This window comes from Salmonella sp. SJTUF15581 (assembly GCF_043356775.1).
In the GTDB taxonomy this organism is placed as follows: domain Bacteria; phylum Pseudomonadota; class Gammaproteobacteria; order Enterobacterales; family Enterobacteriaceae; genus Salmonella; species Salmonella enterica.
The window spans coordinates 316,836-335,487 of sequence record NZ_JBEUJY010000002.1; the positions used below are offsets into that span (position 1 = coordinate 316,836).

Here is an 18,652-nt window from a genome sequence, read left to right on the forward strand (position 1 = left end):
TACGCGTGCGAAAACGAATACGCAAAATAATTCGCGTTGCAGTGAGTAGGCCGGATAAGCATTAGCGCCATCCGGCACAACATTATTCGTCTTCTAACAATGCCTCGTACGCGGTGGCATCCAGCAGCGATTCAAGTTCGCTTTCATCGCTGGCTTTGATTTTAAAGATCCAGCCACCGGCATACGGTTCGCTGTTCACCAGCTCCGGGGAGTCGCTCAGCGCATCGTTTACCGCCACGATCTCGCCGCTTACCGGCGCATAAATGTCGGACGCCGCTTTTACGGACTCCGCCACGGCGCAGTCGTCGCCCGCGCTTACGGTCGCGCCGACTTCCGGCAGATCAACAAAAACCATATCGCCCAACAGCTCCTGAGCGTGTTCAGTAATGCCAACGGTGTAAGTGCCATCCGCTTCTTTACGCAGCCATTCGTGTTCTTTGCTGTATTTCAGTTCTGCGGGTACGTTGCTCATCAATTAATCTCCAAAAAAGGATGAATCACGCGACGGCTTTGCCGTTACGCACAAAAACAGGTTTAGTCACTTTTACCGGCATTTCACGGTTACGAATTTGTACAATCGCCGTCTCGCCGATGCCCGCCGGAACGCGCGCCAGCGCAATGCTGTAGCCCAACGTTGGGGAAAACGTCCCGCTGGTGATAATGCCTTCTTGCTGATTGCCCTGCGCATCGGTAAAACGCACCGGCAATTCATTACGCAATACGCCCTTCTCGGTCATCACCAGACCGACAAGCTGCTCATGGCCTTTTTCACGCTGCATCTCCAGCGCCTCACGGCCAATAAAGTCGCGGTCAGCAGGTTCCCAGGCGATAGTCCATCCCATATTAGCCGCCAGCGGAGAGATACCTTCATCCATCTCCTGACCGTACAGGTTCATGCCTGCTTCCAGACGCAGCGTGTCGCGCGCGCCAAGACCGCACGGCTTCACGCCCGCCTCCACCAGCGCACGCCAGAAATCCGCCGCTTTTTCATTCGGCATGGCGATTTCATAGCCCGCTTCGCCGGTATAACCGGTGGTGGCGATAAACAAATCACCCGCCTGAACGCCGAAGAACGGCTTCATACCTTTCACTGCATGGCGCTGTTGGTCAGTAAACAGAGTCGCCGCTTTTTCCTGCGCATTCGGCCCCTGTACCGCAATCAGCGACAGGTCGTCACGAACGGTGATGTCGATGGCATAAGGTTCAGCGTGTTGGGTAATCCAGGAGAGGTCTTTTTCGCGGGTGGCGGAGTTAACAACGAGACGGAAGAAATCTTCAGTGAAGTAGTAGACGATAAGGTCATCAATCACGCCACCCGATGCGTTAAGCATACCGGAGTAGAGGGCTTTACCCGTCTTCGTTAGCTTCGCGACGTCGTTTGCCAGCAGATAACGCAAGAACTCCCGGGTGCGGCTGCCATGAAGATCGACAATGGTCATATGCGATACATCAAACATCCCGGCATCGGTGCGCACAGCGTGGTGTTCATCAAGCTGAGAGCCGTAATGCAGGGGCATCATCCAGCCATGAAAATCGACCATGCGGGCGCCGCATAGCGTGTGTTGTTCGTACAAAGGCGTCTGTTGGGCCATCTTTTCCTCGTTGAATTAGCGGGGGCTAACAACCATTTTCATGGGAAATCTTCGCCACGAAACCTGGCATCGACGCCCTTTTTCCTGCGCCGACGCAAACGTTCTCTTGCTCCTGAACTTACCACCGAACCAGGCGCTAAACCATAAGGCTGAATTTACCATCACATTAGCTTATGACTAAAAAACGCCAAAACCCCATCAGCACAAAAACCCACTATTACGCTAAATAACCTCCATAAAAATGAAGCTGATACGATTTATCACAACATAAATTAATATTAAATGTGGAAAAAATGTCGAAAATCTCGTTCGCAAAAAATAGTGGCATTAGAAAATATAATGCGAAATAGGCGGTGAAATTAGATTATTTCAAACGAGGAAAGCCCCCCGGCGCGATAGCCGGGAAAGCAAAGTGTGACGGGTTTCAAACTCTTGCTGGCGTGCAGTCAGACACTTAACGAAGCCATTGCGGAAGGTCGTTTAGCCCCATTGCCTGGCGAAGCAGTTGGGGTTTGACGCCGGGGAGCGTATCCGCCAGTTTCAGCCCGATGTCGCGCAGCAATTTTTTTGCCGGGTTTTCGCCAGCAAACAGGTCACGAAAACCTTGCATCCCGGCAAGCATCATCGCCGCGCTATGTTTACGGCTACGCTCATAACGACGGAGATAAAGATGTTGGCCAATGTCTTTGCCCTGGCGCTGAAGCCGGCGCAGATCGTCCACCAGTTCGGCCGCGTCCATAAAGCCGAGGTTGACGCCCTGCCCTGCCAGCGGATGGATGGTGTGCGCGGCATCGCCGACCAACGCCAGACGATGCGCGGCAAACTGGCGAGCATAGCGGCCCGTCAGCGGAAAAACCTGCCGTTCGCTTTCCAGGCGGCATAAGCCCAGCCGATTATCGAAGGCGATAGTCAACGCCTGGTTAAACGCCTCGTCGCCGCTCTGTTGCATACGCTCCGCATCCTGCGGAGAAAGCGACCAGACAATGGAACACAGATGCGGATCGCTTAACGGCAAAAACGCCAGAATACCTTCACCATGAAACACCTGGCGAGCAACCGCGCCGTGCGGCTCTTCGGTGCGGATAGTCGCTACCAGCGCATGGTGACGGTAGTCCCAGAAAGTTAAGGGAATATCCGCTTTGTTACGCAGCCAGGAGTTGGCGCCATCCGCGGCAATCACCAGACGCGCGGTTAACATCGCGCCGTCTTTTAAAGTCAGGAAGGCGTCGTTCTCCCCCCAGGCGACCTGCTGTAACTCCGCTGGCGCCATTAAGGTGATATCCGCCGCTTGCTGCGCTTTTTGCCACAATGCGTAGTGAATGACGCTGTTTTCAACAATATGCCCCAGATGGCTATATCCCATGCTTGCGTCATCAAACGTAATACGGCCAAAGCTGTCTTTATCCCAGACTTCCATACCGTGGTAGCAACTTGCCCGTCGCGCCACAATGTTTGACCATACGCCAAGACGGGTAAGCAGTTTTTCGCTGGCGGCATTAATCGCCGACACCCGAAGCTGAGGCGGCGCATCGTTCGCCAACGGCTGGGGGACAACGTGATCCAGTACCGCAACGCGCAAACCGCTCCCCTGCAAGCCGCAGGCGACAGCCAGTCCCACCATGCCTCCGCCAACTATTGCTACATCAACACTTTGCACTATTTACTCCTGGAAACCGGAACAATCAAACCGTAGGCCGGATAAGGCGAAGCTGCCATCCGGTATTTTTACGAACACGATGCCGGATGGCGGCGTAAATGCCTTATCCGGCCTACAGATCTGCTTAACGCGCAACCCAACCTAAGGTCCGCTGTGCCAGCGCATCGCGCGCAGGCGGTAATAATTCCATCGCCATTAAACCGATATTGCGCCCAATAACCAGCGGCGCCCAACGATTTGCGAACAGATGGACCAGACCGTTCGTTACGCCAATCGTCGTATCCCGGTCAACCTGACGACGCTGCTGATAGCGCGATAACACGTGCCAGGCGCCAATATCCTCGCCCGCGTCCTGTGCCGCGACCAGCGTTTCCGCCAGGCTCATGACATCGCGCAGACCGAGATTAAACCCTTGTCCGGCGATAGGATGCAACGTCTGCGCCGCATTGCCGACCACGACAGTCCGGTGAGTAAACACTTTTGCCGCCGTAGTCAGGGCAAGCGGATACACGCTGCGCTTACCGGCCTGAGTAATTCGCCCCAGCCGCCAGCCGAACGCGGCCTGCAATGCATGACAGAACTGCGCGTCGGACCAGCTCAGCACCTCATCACGCTGGTCGAGCGGGTGACACCAAACCAGCGAACATCGGCCATGCGACATCGGCAACATCGCCAGCGGGCCATTGGGAGTAAAACGTTCAAAGGCGCGTCCCTGATGCGGGATAGCGGTCGCGACATTCGCTATCACCGCTAACTGTTCGTAAGGCTCCTGATGCCAGTCAACGCCGCAGGCTGACGCGAGCGCGGAGTGGGTACCGTTAGCCGCCACCAGCACGCTGCCAGCTATCACATTGCCGTTTTCCAGAGTGACGTTAACCTGCTGTTGGGTACGCGACACGCTGGCTACGCGCTCCGGGCAGTGCAGCGTAACGCCTGGCGCTTTACGCAAGAGCGCAAACAGACGCAGCCCGATATCATGCAGCTCCGCAACGTGACCCAACGCTGCCAGGCTGTAATCCTGCGCGTCGAGAGTCACAAATCCGGCATGACCGCGATCGCTGACGTGTACGGTGTTGATTGCCGTTGCGCAATCGGAAATCGCCTGCCAGACGCCAATTCGCGCCAGTTGCTGGCAAGTGCCCGCCGCCAGCGCAATCGCTCTGGCGTCAAAGCCGGGATGACCGTCGGCTTCAGGCGCTTTCGCTTCAATCAGGTGTACCGGCAACGTCCCATGACTGAACTGAGAGATGGCCAGCGCCAGCGTCGCGCCTGCCATGCCGCCGCCAACGATAATGACGCTCATTGCTGCCGCGCCGCCGCCATTAATGCCTCAATGTCATCCGCCTTCTTCACAACGCCAGCGGTCAGGTTTTCATTACCGGTTTCGGTAATGACAATGTCATCTTCAATTCGAACGCCAATGCCGCGATACGCTTCCGGCACGTCGGCATCCGGCGCGATATAGAGGCCTGGCTCTACGGTCAGCACCATGCCCGGCTCCAGGATGCGGGAGCGATCCGGCCCATAAACGCCGACATCATGAACATCCAGCCCCAGCCAGTGGCTCAAGCCATGCATAAAGAAAGGACGATGCGCATTTTCGGCAATCAGTTGATCAACCTCTCCTTGCAAAATCCCCAGCTTCACCAGCCCGGTTATCATGATGCGCACGACTTCGCCGGTCACCTCCTGAATAGAGGTGCCAGGACGGAACAGTCGCAGGCTGGTCTCCAGCGATTCCAGAACGATGTCATAAATTTCACGCTGAGCTGGCGTGAATTTCCCGTTCACCGGGAAAGTACGCGTGATGTCGCCCGCGTAACCTTTATATTCACAACCTGCGTCGATAAGCACTAAATCGCCGTCGCGCATTTCACTTTCGTTTTCAGTGTAATGCAGGATACAGCCATTTTCGCCGCTGCCGACAATGGTGTTATAGGAGGGATAGCGCGCGCCGTGGCGATTAAATTCGTGGTGAATTTCCCCCTCCAACTGATACTCAAACATCCCCGGACGGCATTTTTCCATCGCGCGGATATGCGCCAGCGCGCTAATTTCCCCGGCGCGGCGCAGGACAGCAATCTCTTCCGGCGATTTGAACAGGCGCATCTCATGGACGATCGGTCGCCAGTCAGTTATGGTGGCCGGCGCGGTCAGATTCTGGCGGGAGCCTTTACGCAGCTTCTCCAGCGCAGCCAGAACAATCTCGTCGGCATACGCATATTCGCCCTGCGCGTGGTACACCACATCCAGACCATTAAGCAACTGAAAGAGTTGCTGGTTGATTTCGCTAAACGCCAGCGCCCGGTCAACGCCCAGTTTTTCCGGCGCGGCATCCTGTCCTAAACGGCGACCAAACCAGATTTCCGCCGTCAGGTCGCGAACGCGGTTGAACAAAACGCTGTGGTTGTGGGTGTCATCACTCTTAATCAGTACCAGCACGGCTTCCGGTTCGTTAAAACCGGTGAAATACCAGAAGTCGCTACTCTGGCGATACGGATATTCACTGTCTGCGCTGCGCGTCGCCTCCGGCGCGGCAAAGATCAGCGCGGCGCTGCCGGGCTGCATTTGCGCCAGTAATGCCTGGCGACGGCGTTGGTATTCCTGCTGAGTCATGACATGGCCTCCATTTCGTTTTTTCTTAGTGTAGCGTCGGTTTACGCACTTCCGGCGCGGTCGGCTGTTGGCGCGTGAAAGTGTCATGACATAACAGCGCCGCAACACGGACATATTCGATGATCTCTTCGAGCGACATCTCCAGCTCTTCCTGATCTTCGCTCTCATCATAACCAAGCTGCGCAATATTACGCAGGTCGTCAATCGCTTCACCCGTTTCGCCGGTGACTTTATCAAGTTTAGGCTGCGTTACGCCGAGGCCAAGCAAAAAGTGGTTAACCCACCCGGCTAATGCATCTGCGCGATCGAATACGCTGACATCGTCGCCTTCAGGCAGATAAAGCTGAAAAAGAAAGCCGTCGTCTTCCAGCGCGTCGCTGGTCGCCGCGTGCATTTTGCGCAGCGCCTGAGCAAGCTCATGCCCGAAGGCCAGACCTTCGTTCGTCAGGTCGTGCAACAGCGGCTGCCATGAGCTGTCGTTGTTGCCGCCGCAAATCATCCCGCTGATTAAACCATGCATTTCAGCCGGGGTCAGACCGGCCCCTTGTTGATTCAAAAACCGGTTCATTTCGTTGTAACCAGGCATTTCGTTCTGTATAGACATAAGCATTCGTCATCAAAGGGAGGATATTCATGATATGCTACCACTTTGGACCCTGGTGAACCAGAAAAGGGCTTGTATCTTCACACTAGGGTAGCTATAGTGTCGCCCCTTCGCGGACCCTGGGTCTGGAGACGAAGGCAGCGCAGTCAATCAGCAGGAAGGTGGCATGTCTGCACAACCCGTCGATATCCAAATATTTGGCCGTTCACTGCGAGTGAATTGCCCGCCTGACCAAAGGGATGCGTTGAATCAGGCTGCGGACGATCTGAATCAGCGGTTGCAAGATCTGAAAGTTCGCACTAGAGTCACAAATACTGAGCAGTTGGTTTTCATTGCCGCATTGAATATCAGCTATGAGTTAACTCAGGAAAAAGCGAAGACCCGCGATTACGCGGCGAGCATGGAACAACGTATTCGGATGCTACAACAGACCATCGAACAGGCGTTGCTTGATCAAGGTCGCATAACCGAAAAAACGGGCCAAAACTTTGAATAACACTTTTCGCTTTACTATGGTAAAGTGATTGTGAAAACAGAATTTCTCTGAGATGTTTGCAAGCGGGCCAGTCCCCTGAGCCGATATTTCATACCACAAGAATGTGGCGCTCCGCGGTTGGTGAGCATGCTCGGTTCGTCCGAGAAGCCTTAAAACTGTGACGACACATTCACCTTGAACCAAGGGTTCAAGGGTTACAGCCTGCGGCGGCATCTCGGAGATTCCCCTTCTGACTGGCGACAGCCATGACGCAACTTCCCGAACTCTCTTTATCACGACAAGAAATCCGCCGAATGATTCGGCAACGTCGCCGTGCGCTGACGCCAGAGCAGCAACGCCGCTTTGGTCAACAGGCCGCCGCCCGAATGCTCAGCTTTCCTCCCGTCGTGATGGCGCACACTGTCGCCGTGTTTCTCTCCTTTGATGGCGAACTCGACACCCAGCCGCTGATTGAACAGCTATGGCGAGCGGGCAAGCGCGTCTACCTTCCGGTTCTTCATCCCTTCAGCCCTGGCAACCTCCTGTTCCTGCACTATCATCCGCAGAGTGCGCTGGTGACCAACCGCTTAAAGATCCGGGAGCCACGGCTTGATGTCCGCGACGTATTACCGCTGGCAAAGCTGGATGTGCTGGTAACGCCGTTAGTGGCGTTTGACGAAGACGGGCAGCGCCTGGGGATGGGCGGCGGATTTTATGACCGCACGCTACAAAACTGGCAGCAGCATAAGATCCAGCCCGTGGGCTACGCGCATGATTGCCAGTTAGTAGAAAAACTGCCGGTTGAAGAGTGGGATATCCCGCTGCCTGCGGTGGTGACGCCGTCAAAAATTTGGGAGTGGTAGCCGTGTTTTGTCGATTGACAGCGTCGCTTTTTTGACCTAAATTTCTCGGTGAAGGGTGAGGGAGGCGAACCTCCCTCCTGCGTACTCTCTGTTAATATGCTGGCGTAGCGATGATTAACAGGATCAGCAGCATGATGACGTATCTCATCATCGTCCCTTTCCTTTTTAGAGCCCCTGCTTCGCCAGGGGCTTTCCCGTTTCAGCGCTATGCTGAGCCCTTATCGTAAATTCCTTTTATTGCTGTACAACACGCAACGCTGCCTTTAATTACCAATTGCGGCAAGGCTCGAAAACAGAATGTATGCGTTACACAAAGAGATGTTGAGGCAGGGAAACCAGAGAAAGGATGGGCAGGTCATCTCCTGCCCATTTAGAGGAAATTAGTACAGCAGACGGGCGCGAATGGTGCCCGGAATCGCCTTCATCGCCAGCAGCGCTTTCTCCGCCACATCGCCATCGGCTTCTATATCAATTACCACATACCCCATTCGGGCGGAGGTTTGCAGATACTGTGCGGCAATGTTAACGCCCTGCTCGGCAAAGATCTGGTTAAGCGCGGTCAATACGCCCGGGCGGTTTTCGTGGATGTGCATCAGGCGACGACCGCCGTGCAGCGGCAGCGACACTTCCGGGAAGTTCACGGCGGACAGCGTCGAGCCGTTATCCGAGTACTTAATCAGTTTTCCTGCGACTTCCAGACCGATGTTTTCTTGCGCCTCCTGCGTCGAGCCGCCGATATGCGGCGTCAGGATCACGTTATCGAATTCGCACAGCGGAGAGGTAAACGGATCGCTATTAGTGGCCGGTTCCGTCGGGAAGACGTCGATAGCCGCCCCCGCCAGATGTTTCGTCGCCAGCGCGTCGCACAAAGCCGGGATATCCACCACCGTACCGCGCGCGGCGTTAATCAGCAGCGAACCCGGCTTCATCAGGGCAATCTCTTTTGCGCCCATCATGTTTTTGGTGGAGGCGTTTTCAGGTACGTGCAGACTGACCACATCGCTCATATTCAGCAATTCAGACAGGTGCTGCACCTGAGTTGCGTTACCAAGCGGCAGTTTATTTTCAATATCATAGAAATAGACATGCATCCCCAGCGATTCCGCCAGAATGCCCAACTGCGTTCCGATATGGCCGTAACCGATAATGCCAAGCTTTTTACCGCGCGCTTCGAACGATCCCGCCGCCAGTTTATTCCATACGCCGCGGTGCGCTTTGGCGTTCGCCTCCGGCACGCCGCGCAGCAGCAGCAACAGCTCGCCAATCACCAACTCCGCCACGGAACGGGTATTCGAGAATGGCGCGTTAAAAACCGGAATACCGCGTTTTGCCGCCGCATTTAAATCCACCTGGTTGGTGCCGATGCAAAAACAGCCAATCGCCACCAGCTTCTCTGCGGCGTTAATCACTTCTTCTGTCAGATGAGTACGGGATCGCAGACCGATGAAGTGGGCATCGCGGATGGACGCTTTCAACTGTTCAGCGTCCAGCGCGCCCTTGTGATATTCAATGTTGGTGTAACCTGCCGCACGAAGGCTTTCCAGCGCCTTTTGATGCACCCCTTCAACCAGCAGAAATTTAATTTTATCTTTCTCCAGCGATACCTTTGCCATTTCCCCGATCCTGTCTTTTTTTGCCATCTGATGTTGTGTATGGATTTGCATCCGTCCTTCAACATATCAAAAAAAATTATCACGGCAATATGAACGTTTGCGCCAGCGTCGTGAAGGAATCGCATACAGAGGGAAATAGCAGATGAAAATACCGGGAATAACTTTTTCTTTGGAGGGATCGGCAGGGCAAACGATTAAACGTGATACATGTCACCAAATTTGCCCTGACCGAATTTTTTACGCGGCAGGAAATTCGCCTGGCGGGATCATTTTACGATGGTTTTCACCCCGTCCGGCGTGCCGATCAGTGCGACATCGGCGCCACGGTTGGCGAACAACCCTACGGTCACGACTCCCGGAATCGCGTTAATGGCGTTTTCCAGCGCGATGGGATCAAGGATTTCCATCCCATAAACATCCAGAATCACGTTGCCGTTATCCGTGACCACGTTCTGACGGTACTCCGGACGCCCGCCCAGCTTCACCAGTTGACGAGCGACCGCGCTGCGCGCCATCGGAATCACTTCAACCGGCAACGGGAATTTGCCAAGAATATCCACCTGTTTAGAGGCATCCGCAATACAGATAAATTTCTCCGCCACGGAAGCAATAATTTTCTCACGGGTTAATGCTGCGCCGCCGCCTTTGATCATCTGCATATGACCGTTGATTTCGTCCGCGCCGTCGACATAGATGCCCAGGCTATCCACTTCGTTGAGATCAAACACATGAATACCGAGGCCTTTGAGTTTTTCAGTCGAGGCGTCCGAGCTGGAGACCGCGCCTTCAATCTGGCCTTTCATTGTGCCCAGCGCATCAATAAAGTGTGCGGCCGTTGAGCCTGTACCAACGCCCACAATGGTGCCGGGCTGTACATACTGAAGTGCCGCCCATCCTACCGCTTTTTTCAGTTCATCCTGCGTCATAGATCGTTTCGCCTGTGGTGTGAAAATACAGCCGCATTATAGAACATTGTCGGGAAAAATCTCCGTGTCCGTACACAGGCTACGGATTTCATCTGTACCGACGGCAAATTTATGTCATAGTGCGGAAAAAAATAACAGGAGCATGACACAACAATGAAACGTCCGGACTACAGAACACTACAGGCGCTGGATGCCGTTATACGTGAACGAGGATTCGAGCGCGCCGCCCAGAAGCTGTGCATCACACAATCCGCCGTCTCACAGCGCATAAAACAGCTTGAGAATATGTTCGGACAACCTTTGTTGGTGCGTACCGTTCCTCCTCGCCCCACGGAGCAAGGGCAAAAATTACTGGCTCTGCTGCGTCAGGTTGAACTGCTGGAAGAAGAGTGGCTGGGCGATGAACAAACCGGCTCTACGCCGCTGCTGCTGTCGCTGGCGGTTAACGCCGACAGTCTGGCGACCTGGCTGCTTCCAGCGCTGGCGCCGGTGCTGGCGGACTCCCCTATCCGTCTCAATTTACAGGTGGAAGATGAAACGCGCACGCAAGAACGTCTGCGTCGCGGCGAGGTGGTGGGCGCGGTGAGTATTCAGCATCAGGCGCTGCCCAGTTGCCTGGTGGACAAACTGGGCGCGCTCGACTATCTGTTTGTCGCGTCAAAGCCGTTTGCCGAGCGCTATTTTCCCAATGGCGTTACCCGGTCGTCGCTGCTGAAAGCGCCCGCCGTCGCGTTCGACCATCTGGATGATATGCATCAGGCCTTTTTGCAACAGAATTTCGATCTACCGCCCGGCAGCGTGCCGTGCCATATCGTTAATTCATCCGAAGCGTTTGTACAGCTTGCGCGTCAGGGCACGACCTGCTGCATGATCCCTCACCTGCAGATTGAGAAAGAGCTGGAAAGCGGCGAGTTGATCAACTTAACGCCTGGCTTGCTACAACGCCGGATGCTTTACTGGCACCGCTTTGCCCCGGAAAGCCGGATGATGCGCAAAGTGACCGACGCGCTGCTGGAGTACGGGCACAAGGTGCTGCGTCAGGATTAGCCTCTCTCTGAATGCCGGATGGCGGCGTGAACGTCTTATCCGGCCTGCATGACCCATTATTCCCCCGTCACTTCTTTGAAATTCATCACAAAATCATTGCGTTCAGGCGGCAAAAAACGACGCGCCATTGGCTATTTTTTGCTGGCGGCAAGACGATTCAAAACGCTCACCGTATTAGCAAATCTTCATTTCAATGCGTAATACGGAGCAAAAAACGCGAACACCGGGAGAAAATGCGGCCTGGAAGCGCCCAGGCCGGGCGAGATTACTGCGTGCTGGCGGCCGTGGTCGACGTCTGCCCTGTTCCAGGTTCAAGCTGGAATACCACATCGACCTGATCGTCGAACTGAATGGTCGGCTGCTCGTAAGTTTCCTGCGCGGATACTGGCGCAGCATCTGCGGCTTTCATCATTCGCACCACCGGACTCGGCTGATAATTAGAGACATGGTAACGAACGCTGTAAACCGGCCCCAATTTGCTGTTAAAACCGGCTGCCAGCGCTTGCGCCTGATGAATCGCGTCATCAATGGCGGCTTTGCGGGCTTTGTCTTTATAGGCGTCCGGTTGCGCCACGCCCAGCGATACCGAACGAATCTCGTTCAGACCCGCCTTCAGCGCGCCGTCCAGCAGCGAATTAAGTTTATCTAACTGACGCAGCGTCACCTCAACGGTTCGCACCGCGCGATACCCTTTCAGAATGCTTTTACCGTTTTGGTAATCATAATCCGGCTGCGTGCGCAGATTCGCCGCGCTAATGTCTTTTTTCGCAATCTGATTTTGCTCAAGGAAGGAAAGATATTGCGCCACGCGCTCATCGGCCTGCTTCTTCGCCGTCGCCGCATCCTTCGCCGCGACGTTCACTTCAATCGCTAAGGTGGCGATATCAGGCACAGCATCGACGCTTGCCGTACCGGAAGTCACGATGTGCGGGCCTTCCGGCAATTCGCTTGCCTGCGCCGACATTGCACTTAAACCCACTAATGCCGCCAGGGCCATCACTTTGAACTTCACAGTCTCTCCTCCATATTGCAGTCATTGCCCTGATATACAGGGCGCATGCAGGCAAGCTTAGCGGATATCGGCCTGTTGTCCATCAGACAACGCTTAGTTGAAAAGCGCGTGCATATGCGCGACGCCTTCCCGCGCCAGTTGGAAGGCTATAAGCCACATCACCACCCCAACCAGAATGTTGATAATGCGTTGAGCTTTCGCCGTACGCAGTCGAGGCGCAAGCCAGGCCGCCAGTAGCGCTAACCCAAAAAACCATAAGAACGACGCGCTAATCGTGCCGAGGGCGAACCAGCGCTTTGGCTCCATAGCCAGTTGTCCGCCGAGACTGCCCAACACGACAAACGTATCCAGATAAACGTGCGGATTCAGCCACGTTACCGCCAGCATCGTAGCAATAATTTTCCAGCGCCCCTGCTTCATAACCTCGGCGCTGGCCAGCTCCAGATTACTGCTCATTGCCGTTTTCAGCGCGCCAAAACCGTACCATAACAAGAACGCGACCCCGCCCCATGTGACCAGCGCCAGCAGCCACGGCGACTGCATCAGCAACGCGCTGCCGCCAAAAATACCGGCGCTAATCAGGACTAAATCACTTAACGCGCAAAGCAGCGCTATCATGAGGTGGTACTGGCGGCGAATTCCCTGATTCATCACAAACGCATTTTGCGGGCCAAGCGGAAGGATCATGGCGGCGCCAAGGACAAACCCTTGAAAATAATAAGATATCACGTTAACTACCCTGAGCTGTTTTTCTTAAAGGCAGACTATAGCGCGGGAATATTATTAGCGGAAATTGATAATTTTAATCACTAATAAGAAAAGCTAATGAAGAGACTGAATAACGGATGGCGGCTACGCTTATCCGCTCAATAACCAGAGAATACTGGAGGCGGATAAACGCAGCACTGGCAGGCAGCACGGGAGGAAAATTACTCCGCGGCGTTATCTTTCACGCGTTTAAAATTGACGTCCATCTGCGGGTACGGGAAGCTAATACCAGCGGCGTCGAATTCACGTTTAATACGTTCCAGCACGTCCCAGTAGACATTTTGCAGGTCGCTGCTTTTACTCCAGACACGCACCACAAAATTAATTGATGAGGCGCCCAGCTCATTCAAACGCACCGTCATTTCGCGATCTTTTAAAATACGATCGTCGGACTCGATAATCGTCGTGAGCAGCTGTTTCACCTGATCGATATCCGAATCGTAGGCCACCCCAATAATGAATTCGTTGCGGCGAACCGGCTCACGAGAATAGTTGATGATATTTCCCGCGATAATTTTGCCATTCGGAATCACAATAATTTTGCCGTCTACCGCGCGCATTGTCGTGGAAAAGATTTGCACGTTAAGTACCGTACCGGCAACGCCGCCTAAATCGACATACTCACCGGCGCGGAACGGACGGAACATAACCAGCAATACCCCAGCCGCAAGGTTAGAAAGCGATCCCTGTAATGCCAGGCCAACGGCTAAACCAGCGGCGCCCAGTACGGCAATAACCGAGGCGGTTTGAACCCCCACGCGACCCAGAGCCGCAATCAGCGTAAAAGCGATAACCCCATAGCGCACCAGCGCAGAAAGAAAGTCGGCCACTGTCGCATCAATATGACGCGCACGCATCAGACGATTTACCGTATTGGAAATCACGCGCGCTACAATCAAGCCGATGATGATAATAGCGATAGCCGCAACAATATTCACAGCATAGCTGAGCAATAACGCCTGGTTGCGTACCAGCCAGGTGCCCGCACCATTTATGCTGTCGACAACATTCAAATCTTCCATTCAATATTCCTTGGTCATAGCAAAACAAGCAAATGAGATCATTCTCACGAAAAGAACTTTTTAAAGGTAAACAAAAACAGAGGAATATGCCATTTTTCGGCATCATCCCAAAACCAAAAAAGGCAGGTACATTGTGAGTTGGCCGGATGAAAGCGCTAACTAACGCCGCTCTCCGGAAATAACGATAAAAAAATGGCTTCCCAAGGGAAGCCATTTCAATCAGCAGACTATATTACAGAACGTCAATCGCGTTCAGTTCTTTAAATGCTTTTTCCAGACGAGCGATCATCGAAGTCTGGCCAGCACGCAGCCATACGCGCGGGTCATAGTATTTCTTGTTCGGCTGATCTTCGCCTTTCGGGTTGCCCAGCTGACCTTGCAGATACGCTTCGTTTTCTTTGTAGTAGTTCAGAACACCTTCCCAGGTTGCCCATTGGGTATCGGTATCGATGTTCATTTTCACTACGCCGTAGCTTACGGAGTCTTTGATTTCCTGAGCAGTAGAACCGGAACCGCCGTGGAAAACGAAGTTCAGGCTGTTGTGCGGCAGGTTATGTTTCTTAGAAACATACTCCTGAGAATCACGCAGAATGGTCGGGGTCAGAACCACGTTACCCGGCTTGTAAACGCCGTGTACGTTACCGAAGGAAGCGGCAATGGTGAAACGCGGGCTGATTTTGCTCAGTTCAGTGTACGCGTAATCAACGTCTTCCGGCTGGGTGTACAGAGCAGAAGCATCCATGTGGCTGTTGTCCACGCCGTCTTCTTCACCACCGGTGCAACCCAGTTCGATTTCCAGAGTCATGCCAATTTTGGACATGCGCGCCAGGTATTTGGAGCAGATTTCGATGTTTTCGTGCAGAGACTCTTCAGACAGGTCAATCATGTGAGAAGAGAACAGCGGTTTACCGGTAGCCGCGAAGTGTTTTTCACCCGCGTCCAGCAGACCGTCGATCCACGGCAGCAGTTTCTTCGCGCAGTGGTCAGTGTGCAGGATAACCGGCACGCCGTAGTGTTCAGCCATCTGATGAACGTGATGCGCGCCAGAGATAGCGCCCAGGATTGCCGCGCCCTGAGGTACGTCAGTTTTCACGCCTTTACCCGCGATGAAGGACGCGCCGCCGTTGGAGAACTGAACGATGACCGGTGCTTTAACTTTTGCAGCGGTTTCCAGAACAGCGTTGATGGAATCAGTGCCCACGCAGTTAACTGCCGGCAGAGCAAAATTGTTTTCTTTTGCTACCTGGAACACTTTCTGTACGTCATCACCAGTGATCACGCCTGGTTTTACGAAATCAAAAATTTTAGACATGTTTCGTTGTCCTGTATCGTCGGGCTTTGGGAAAAAACACGGGCCGCCCTGAATGTCAGATCGGCGATAAATCAACGGGCAGGAATCCCTGCCCGTAACGATTACTTCTTAGCGCGCTCTTCGAGCATCGCTACGGCTGGCAGAACTTTACCTTCCACGAATTCGAGGAATGCGCCGCCGCCAGTAGAAATGTAGGAGATTTTGTCAGCAATGCCGAACAGGTCGATTGCCGCCAGGGTGTCGCCGCCGCCAGCGATGGAAAACGCTTCGCTATCAGCGATGGCATTCGCCACGATTTCAGTCCCTTTACGGAAGTTCGGGAACTCAAACACGCCAACCGGGCCGTTCCACAGAATGGTTTTGGCATTCTTGAGGATTTCAGCCAGCTGCTGAGCGGAAGCATCGCCGATATCCAGGATCTGCTCGTCTTCTTTCACGTCGTTAACGGATTTCAGAGTCGCCGGTGCGGTTTCGGAGAACTCGGTGGCAACGCGAACATCGGTCGGAACCGGGATATCGCAAGTGGTCAGCAGACGTTTTGCTTCGTCAACCAGGTCAGCTTCGTACAGGGATTTACCGACGCTGTGGCCCTGAGCGGCAACGAAGGTGTTGGCGATACCGCCGCCGACAATCAGCTGGTCAGCGATTTTAGACAGGGAATCCAGAACGGTCAGTTTGGTAGATACTTTAGAACCACCAACGATAGCCACCATCGGACGAGCCGGTTCTTTCAGCGCTTTACCCAACGCATCCAGTTCAGCGGCCAGCAGCGGGCCTGCGCACGCAACATCAGCAAATTTGCCGATACCGTGGGTAGAAGCCTGCGCGCGGTGCGCAGTACCAAAGGCGTCCATCACGAATACGTCACACAGGGCGGCGTATTTTTTAGACAGCGCTTCGTCGTCTTTCTTTTCGCCTTTGTTAAAGCGAACGTTTTCCAGAACCACCAGCTCACCTTCGGCCACGTCAACGCCGTCCAGGTAATCTTTGACCAGGCGAACCGGGTTAGACAGTTTGTCTTTCAGATAGTTAACAACCGGCAGCAGAGAGAATTCTTCGTTGTACTCGCCTTCGGTAGGACGACCCAGGTGGGAAGTTACCATCACTTTCGCGCCCTGTTTCAGAGCCAGTTCGATGGTCGGCAGAGAGGCGCGGATACGCGCGTCGCTGGTCACTTTCCCTTCTTTAACAGGTACGTTCAGATCCGCACGGATAAAAACGCGTTTCCCGGCCAGATCCAGATCGGTCATCTTAATTACAGACATGGTGAATCCTCTCAATGATGCTTAAAGTTTTGTCGACGCTGACGCGTCGAGCCTGAAACCAACTGCGGCCATCGCTAACGTGGTGTCGAGCATCCGGTTAGCAAAGCCCCATTCATTATCGCACCAGACCAGCGTCTTGATCAGGTGGGCGCCACTGACCCGGGTTTGCGTGCCATCAACAATGGCGCTGTGCGGGTCGTGGTTAAAATCTATCGAGACCAACGGTGATTCCGTATAGTCAACTATACCATGAAATGCACCTTGTGCTGCTTTTTGCAGCAACTGGTTGACTTCACTGGCTTTTACTGGTTTTTTCACCGTCACGCTTAAATCGATCGCCGTCACATTAATGGTTGGAACGCGCACCGCAATCGCCTCAAAACGATCGTTAAACTGCGGGAATATACGCGTAATGCCTGCCGCCAGTTTTGTATCTACCGGGATAATCGACTGGCTGGCCGCGCGCGTGCGCCGCAGATCGGAGTGATACGCGTCGATCACCTGCTGATCGTTCATCGCGGAGTGGATCGTCGTGACGGTACCAGACTCGATGCCGTAAGCATCATCCAACAATTTAATGACGGGAATTATGCAATTCGTGGTACAGGACGCGTTTGAGACAATACGATGTTCCGCACGCAGTTGGTTCTGGTTCACGCCAAAAACGACGGTGGCGTCAAGATCGTTGCTGCCCGGATGAGAAAAGAGCACTTTCTTCGCGCCAGCGGCAATATGCGCCTCGCCATGCTCCCGGTTGCCATATACGCCCGTACAATCCAACACGACATCCACGCCCAGTTCGCGCCACGGCAGATCCGCCAGCGTTCGTTCATGCAGAATACGAATGACATCGTCGCCGACAAAAAGCTGCTCGCGCTCGTGGCGAACCTCCCATGCAAAACGCCCGTGGCTGGTATCGTATTTCAACAAATGCGCCATGCCTGCGGCATCCGCCAGCTCGTTGATGGCCACCACGGTAATTTCCGCCCGACGTCCGGATTCATACAAAGCACGAACCACGTTACGCCCGATGCGACCAAAGCCATTAATCGCTATGCGTACGGTCATAGGTCTCCTGCAAGGCTATCCCGATTCAGATGAGGCTGACAGAGTAATGCAGCTCATCGTCGAGTAAAACCTCACCTGTCGCAAACTGCGACTGATTGGTTAATTGTCGAACATTTAATTAACTGAAACGCTTCAGCTAGAATAAGCGAAACGGGGAATAAAAGGAATGTTTGTCCAGTCGAAGAAGACAGTTATCTGACCTGCATCACATTTCATGGCCGCTTACGCTGCAATTTATTCCATATTTAAGAATCACCAGTACATCCGTCAGATCTTTTCATCGTCGCGTCACAAATACTGATTTATATCAGAAAGCGCTGTCGCCAGCGTCTATATTATCAGCGCCACGTCCGAGTCTCGGAGTCCTGTAACGATGACTGTATCTCACCACAATGCCTCTACAGCGCGCTTTTACGCGCTTCGTCTGCTTCCCGGCCAGGAAGTGTTTTCCCAATTACACGCCTTTGTGCAACAGAACCAATTACATGCCGCCTGGATTGCAGGGTGTACCGGCAGTCTGACCGACGTTGCGCTGCGTTATGCCGGGCAAGAGGCGACCACATCGCTCACCGGCACGTTTGAAGTTATCTCGCTAAACGGCACGCTTGAATTGACCGGCGAGCATCTGCATCTCGCGGTATCGGATCCCTACGGGGCCATGCTCGGCGGCCATATGATGCCAGGGTGTACCGTGCGTACCACGCTGGAGCTGGTTATCGGCGAGCTGCCAGCGCTGACGTTCAGCCGTCAACCGTGCGCCATTTCCGGTTATGACGAACTGCATATTTCTTCCCGTTAATTGACGACTCTTT

18 protein-coding genes and 1 other RNA gene are annotated in these 18,652 nt (G+C 53.9%); 5 read left to right on the forward strand and 14 right to left on the reverse strand.

Annotated elements, in window-relative coordinates; genetic code table 11:
* Nucleotides 1-82: 82 nt before the first annotated feature.
* The 6 genes from gcvH to ABVN36_RS05005 form a co-directional block, all read right to left on the reverse strand.
* Nucleotides 83-472 carry a glycine cleavage system protein GcvH gene (gcvH, locus tag ABVN36_RS04980; RefSeq protein ID WP_001295377.1) on the reverse strand — a complete coding sequence of 130 codons (390 nt, stop codon included), beginning with the start codon at nt 470-472 and terminating at the stop codon, nt 83-85.
* Between the two features lie 25 nt (nt 473-497).
* A complete protein-coding gene (gene gcvT / locus ABVN36_RS04985; RefSeq protein ID WP_023138766.1) occupies nt 498-1,592 on the reverse strand; it encodes a glycine cleavage system aminomethyltransferase GcvT in 1,095 nt (364 codons plus the stop codon).
* Between the two features lie 454 nt (nt 1,593-2,046).
* Nucleotides 2,047-3,249, reverse strand: coding sequence for an FAD-dependent 2-octaprenylphenol hydroxylase (ubiI, locus tag ABVN36_RS04990; protein ID WP_001192144.1), 1,203 nt, complete (start codon nt 3,247-3,249; stop codon nt 2,047-2,049).
* 124 nt (nt 3,250-3,373) lie between these two features.
* On the reverse strand, nt 3,374-4,552 hold the full coding sequence (gene ubiH / locus ABVN36_RS04995) for a 2-octaprenyl-6-methoxyphenyl hydroxylase (RefSeq protein ID WP_023138765.1): 1,179 nt from the start codon (nt 4,550-4,552) through the stop codon (nt 3,374-3,376).
* Nucleotides 4,549-5,865: a Xaa-Pro aminopeptidase gene (gene pepP / locus ABVN36_RS05000; protein ID WP_050901231.1), complete on the reverse strand. Its 1,317-nt coding sequence runs from the start codon at nt 5,863-5,865 to the stop codon at nt 4,549-4,551. The genes ubiH and pepP overlap by 4 nt, the downstream gene beginning before the upstream one ends.
* Before the next feature lie 25 nt (nt 5,866-5,890).
* Entirely contained in the window at nt 5,891-6,469 is a 579-nt protein-coding gene (locus ABVN36_RS05005; RefSeq protein WP_000027236.1) for a YecA family protein, read from the reverse strand.
* Between the two features lie 166 nt (nt 6,470-6,635).
* On the opposite strand from ABVN36_RS05005, the gene zapA reads away from it, so the two are divergent.
* The 3 genes from zapA (at nt 6,636) to ABVN36_RS05020 (ending at nt 7,807) form a co-directional block, all read left to right on the forward strand.
* Nucleotides 6,636-6,965, forward strand: a complete 330-nt coding sequence (zapA, locus tag ABVN36_RS05010; RefSeq protein ID WP_001276011.1) for a cell division protein ZapA — start codon at nt 6,636-6,638, stop codon at nt 6,963-6,965.
* Nucleotides 6,966-7,006: 41 nt separating this feature from the next.
* Nucleotides 7,007-7,190: non-coding RNA, 6S RNA (gene ssrS / locus ABVN36_RS05015), on the forward strand.
* Between the two features lie 20 nt (nt 7,191-7,210).
* Entirely contained in the window at nt 7,211-7,807 is a 597-nt protein-coding gene (locus tag ABVN36_RS05020; RefSeq protein ID WP_031604965.1) for a 5-formyltetrahydrofolate cyclo-ligase, read from the forward strand.
* Nucleotides 7,808-8,187: 380 nt separating this feature from the next.
* Here ABVN36_RS05020 and serA read toward each other — a convergent pair whose 3' ends face one another.
* Both serA and rpiA read right to left on the reverse strand, forming a co-directional pair.
* Entirely contained in the window at nt 8,188-9,420 is a 1,233-nt protein-coding gene (gene serA / locus ABVN36_RS05025; RefSeq protein ID WP_001151627.1) for a phosphoglycerate dehydrogenase, read from the reverse strand.
* Nucleotides 9,421-9,686: 266 nt separating this feature from the next.
* On the reverse strand, nt 9,687-10,346 hold the full coding sequence (gene rpiA / locus ABVN36_RS05030) for a ribose-5-phosphate isomerase RpiA (RefSeq protein ID WP_000189741.1): 660 nt from the start codon (nt 10,344-10,346) through the stop codon (nt 9,687-9,689).
* Between the two features lie 153 nt (nt 10,347-10,499).
* Here rpiA and argP point away from each other — a divergent pair, with 153 nt between their 5' ends.
* The gene (gene argP, locus ABVN36_RS05035; protein ID WP_000828345.1) at nt 10,500-11,393 is read left to right on the forward strand and encodes a DNA-binding transcriptional regulator ArgP; all 894 of its coding nucleotides are present in this window, start codon (nt 10,500-10,502) and stop codon (nt 11,391-11,393) included.
* Between the two features lie 265 nt (nt 11,394-11,658).
* Here the strand turns inward: argP and ABVN36_RS05040 are convergent, their stop codons facing one another.
* From ABVN36_RS05040 to epd, 6 genes are all read right to left on the reverse strand, one after another.
* Entirely contained in the window at nt 11,659-12,405 is a 747-nt protein-coding gene (locus ABVN36_RS05040) for an oxidative stress defense protein (RefSeq protein WP_000669854.1), read from the reverse strand.
* 93 nt (nt 12,406-12,498) lie between these two features.
* Nucleotides 12,499-13,134, reverse strand: a complete 636-nt coding sequence (gene argO / locus ABVN36_RS05045; RefSeq protein WP_000626873.1) for an arginine exporter ArgO — start codon at nt 13,132-13,134, stop codon at nt 12,499-12,501.
* 200 nt (nt 13,135-13,334) lie between these two features.
* Entirely contained in the window at nt 13,335-14,195 is an 861-nt protein-coding gene (locus tag ABVN36_RS05050) for a small-conductance mechanosensitive channel MscS (protein WP_000389833.1), read from the reverse strand.
* Nucleotides 14,196-14,427: 232 nt separating this feature from the next.
* Complete coding sequence (fbaA, locus tag ABVN36_RS05055; protein WP_000034387.1) at nt 14,428-15,507, reverse strand: class II fructose-bisphosphate aldolase; 1,080 nt, start codon at nt 15,505-15,507, stop codon at nt 14,428-14,430.
* A 101-nt stretch (nt 15,508-15,608) separates the two neighbouring features.
* A complete protein-coding gene (pgk, locus tag ABVN36_RS05060; protein WP_000111274.1) occupies nt 15,609-16,772 on the reverse strand; it encodes a phosphoglycerate kinase in 1,164 nt (387 codons plus the stop codon).
* 21 nt (nt 16,773-16,793) lie between these two features.
* On the reverse strand, nt 16,794-17,840 hold the full coding sequence (gene epd, locus ABVN36_RS05065; protein WP_000218338.1) for an erythrose-4-phosphate dehydrogenase: 1,047 nt from the start codon (nt 17,838-17,840) through the stop codon (nt 16,794-16,796).
* A 373-nt stretch (nt 17,841-18,213) separates the two neighbouring features.
* On the opposite strand from epd, the gene ABVN36_RS05070 reads away from it, so the two are divergent.
* Complete coding sequence (locus ABVN36_RS05070) at nt 18,214-18,639, forward strand: PPC domain-containing DNA-binding protein (RefSeq protein ID WP_000218564.1); 426 nt, start codon at nt 18,214-18,216, stop codon at nt 18,637-18,639.
* Nucleotides 18,640-18,652: the final 13 nt, after the last annotated feature.

Bases quoted from the DNA above. Each gene is read 5' to 3' on its own strand.
- serA (WP_001151627.1), bottom strand. From the start codon at position 9,420: ATGGCAAAGGTATCGCTGGAGAAAGATAAAATTAAATTTCTGCTGGTT.
- ABVN36_RS05005 (WP_000027236.1), bottom strand. From the start codon at position 6,469: ATGTCTATACAGAACGAAATGCCTGGTTACAACGAAATGAACCGGTTT.
- ABVN36_RS05020 (WP_031604965.1), top strand. From the start codon at position 7,211: ATGACGCAACTTCCCGAACTCTCTTTATCACGACAAGAAATCCGCCGA.
- zapA (WP_001276011.1), top strand. From the start codon at position 6,636: ATGTCTGCACAACCCGTCGATATCCAAATATTTGGCCGTTCACTGCGA.
- gcvH (WP_001295377.1), bottom strand. From the start codon at position 472: ATGAGCAACGTACCCGCAGAACTGAAATACAGCAAAGAACACGAATGG.
- epd (WP_000218338.1), bottom strand. From the start codon at position 17,840: ATGACCGTACGCATAGCGATTAATGGCTTTGGTCGCATCGGGCGTAAC.
- rpiA (WP_000189741.1), bottom strand. From the start codon at position 10,346: ATGACGCAGGATGAACTGAAAAAAGCGGTAGGATGGGCGGCACTTCAG.
- ubiH (WP_023138765.1), bottom strand. From the start codon at position 4,552: ATGAGCGTCATTATCGTTGGCGGCGGCATGGCAGGCGCGACGCTGGCG.
- fbaA (WP_000034387.1), bottom strand. From the start codon at position 15,507: ATGTCTAAAATTTTTGATTTCGTAAAACCAGGCGTGATCACTGGTGAT.
- gcvT (WP_023138766.1), bottom strand. From the start codon at position 1,592: ATGGCCCAACAGACGCCTTTGTACGAACAACACACGCTATGCGGCGCC.
- pepP (WP_050901231.1), bottom strand. From the start codon at position 5,865: ATGACTCAGCAGGAATACCAACGCCGTCGCCAGGCATTACTGGCGCAA.
- pgk (WP_000111274.1), bottom strand. From the start codon at position 16,772: ATGTCTGTAATTAAGATGACCGATCTGGATCTGGCCGGGAAACGCGTT.
- ABVN36_RS05050 (WP_000389833.1), bottom strand. From the start codon at position 14,195: ATGGAAGATTTGAATGTTGTCGACAGCATAAATGGTGCGGGCACCTGG.
- argP (WP_000828345.1), top strand. From the start codon at position 10,500: ATGAAACGTCCGGACTACAGAACACTACAGGCGCTGGATGCCGTTATA.
- ABVN36_RS05070 (WP_000218564.1), top strand. From the start codon at position 18,214: ATGACTGTATCTCACCACAATGCCTCTACAGCGCGCTTTTACGCGCTT.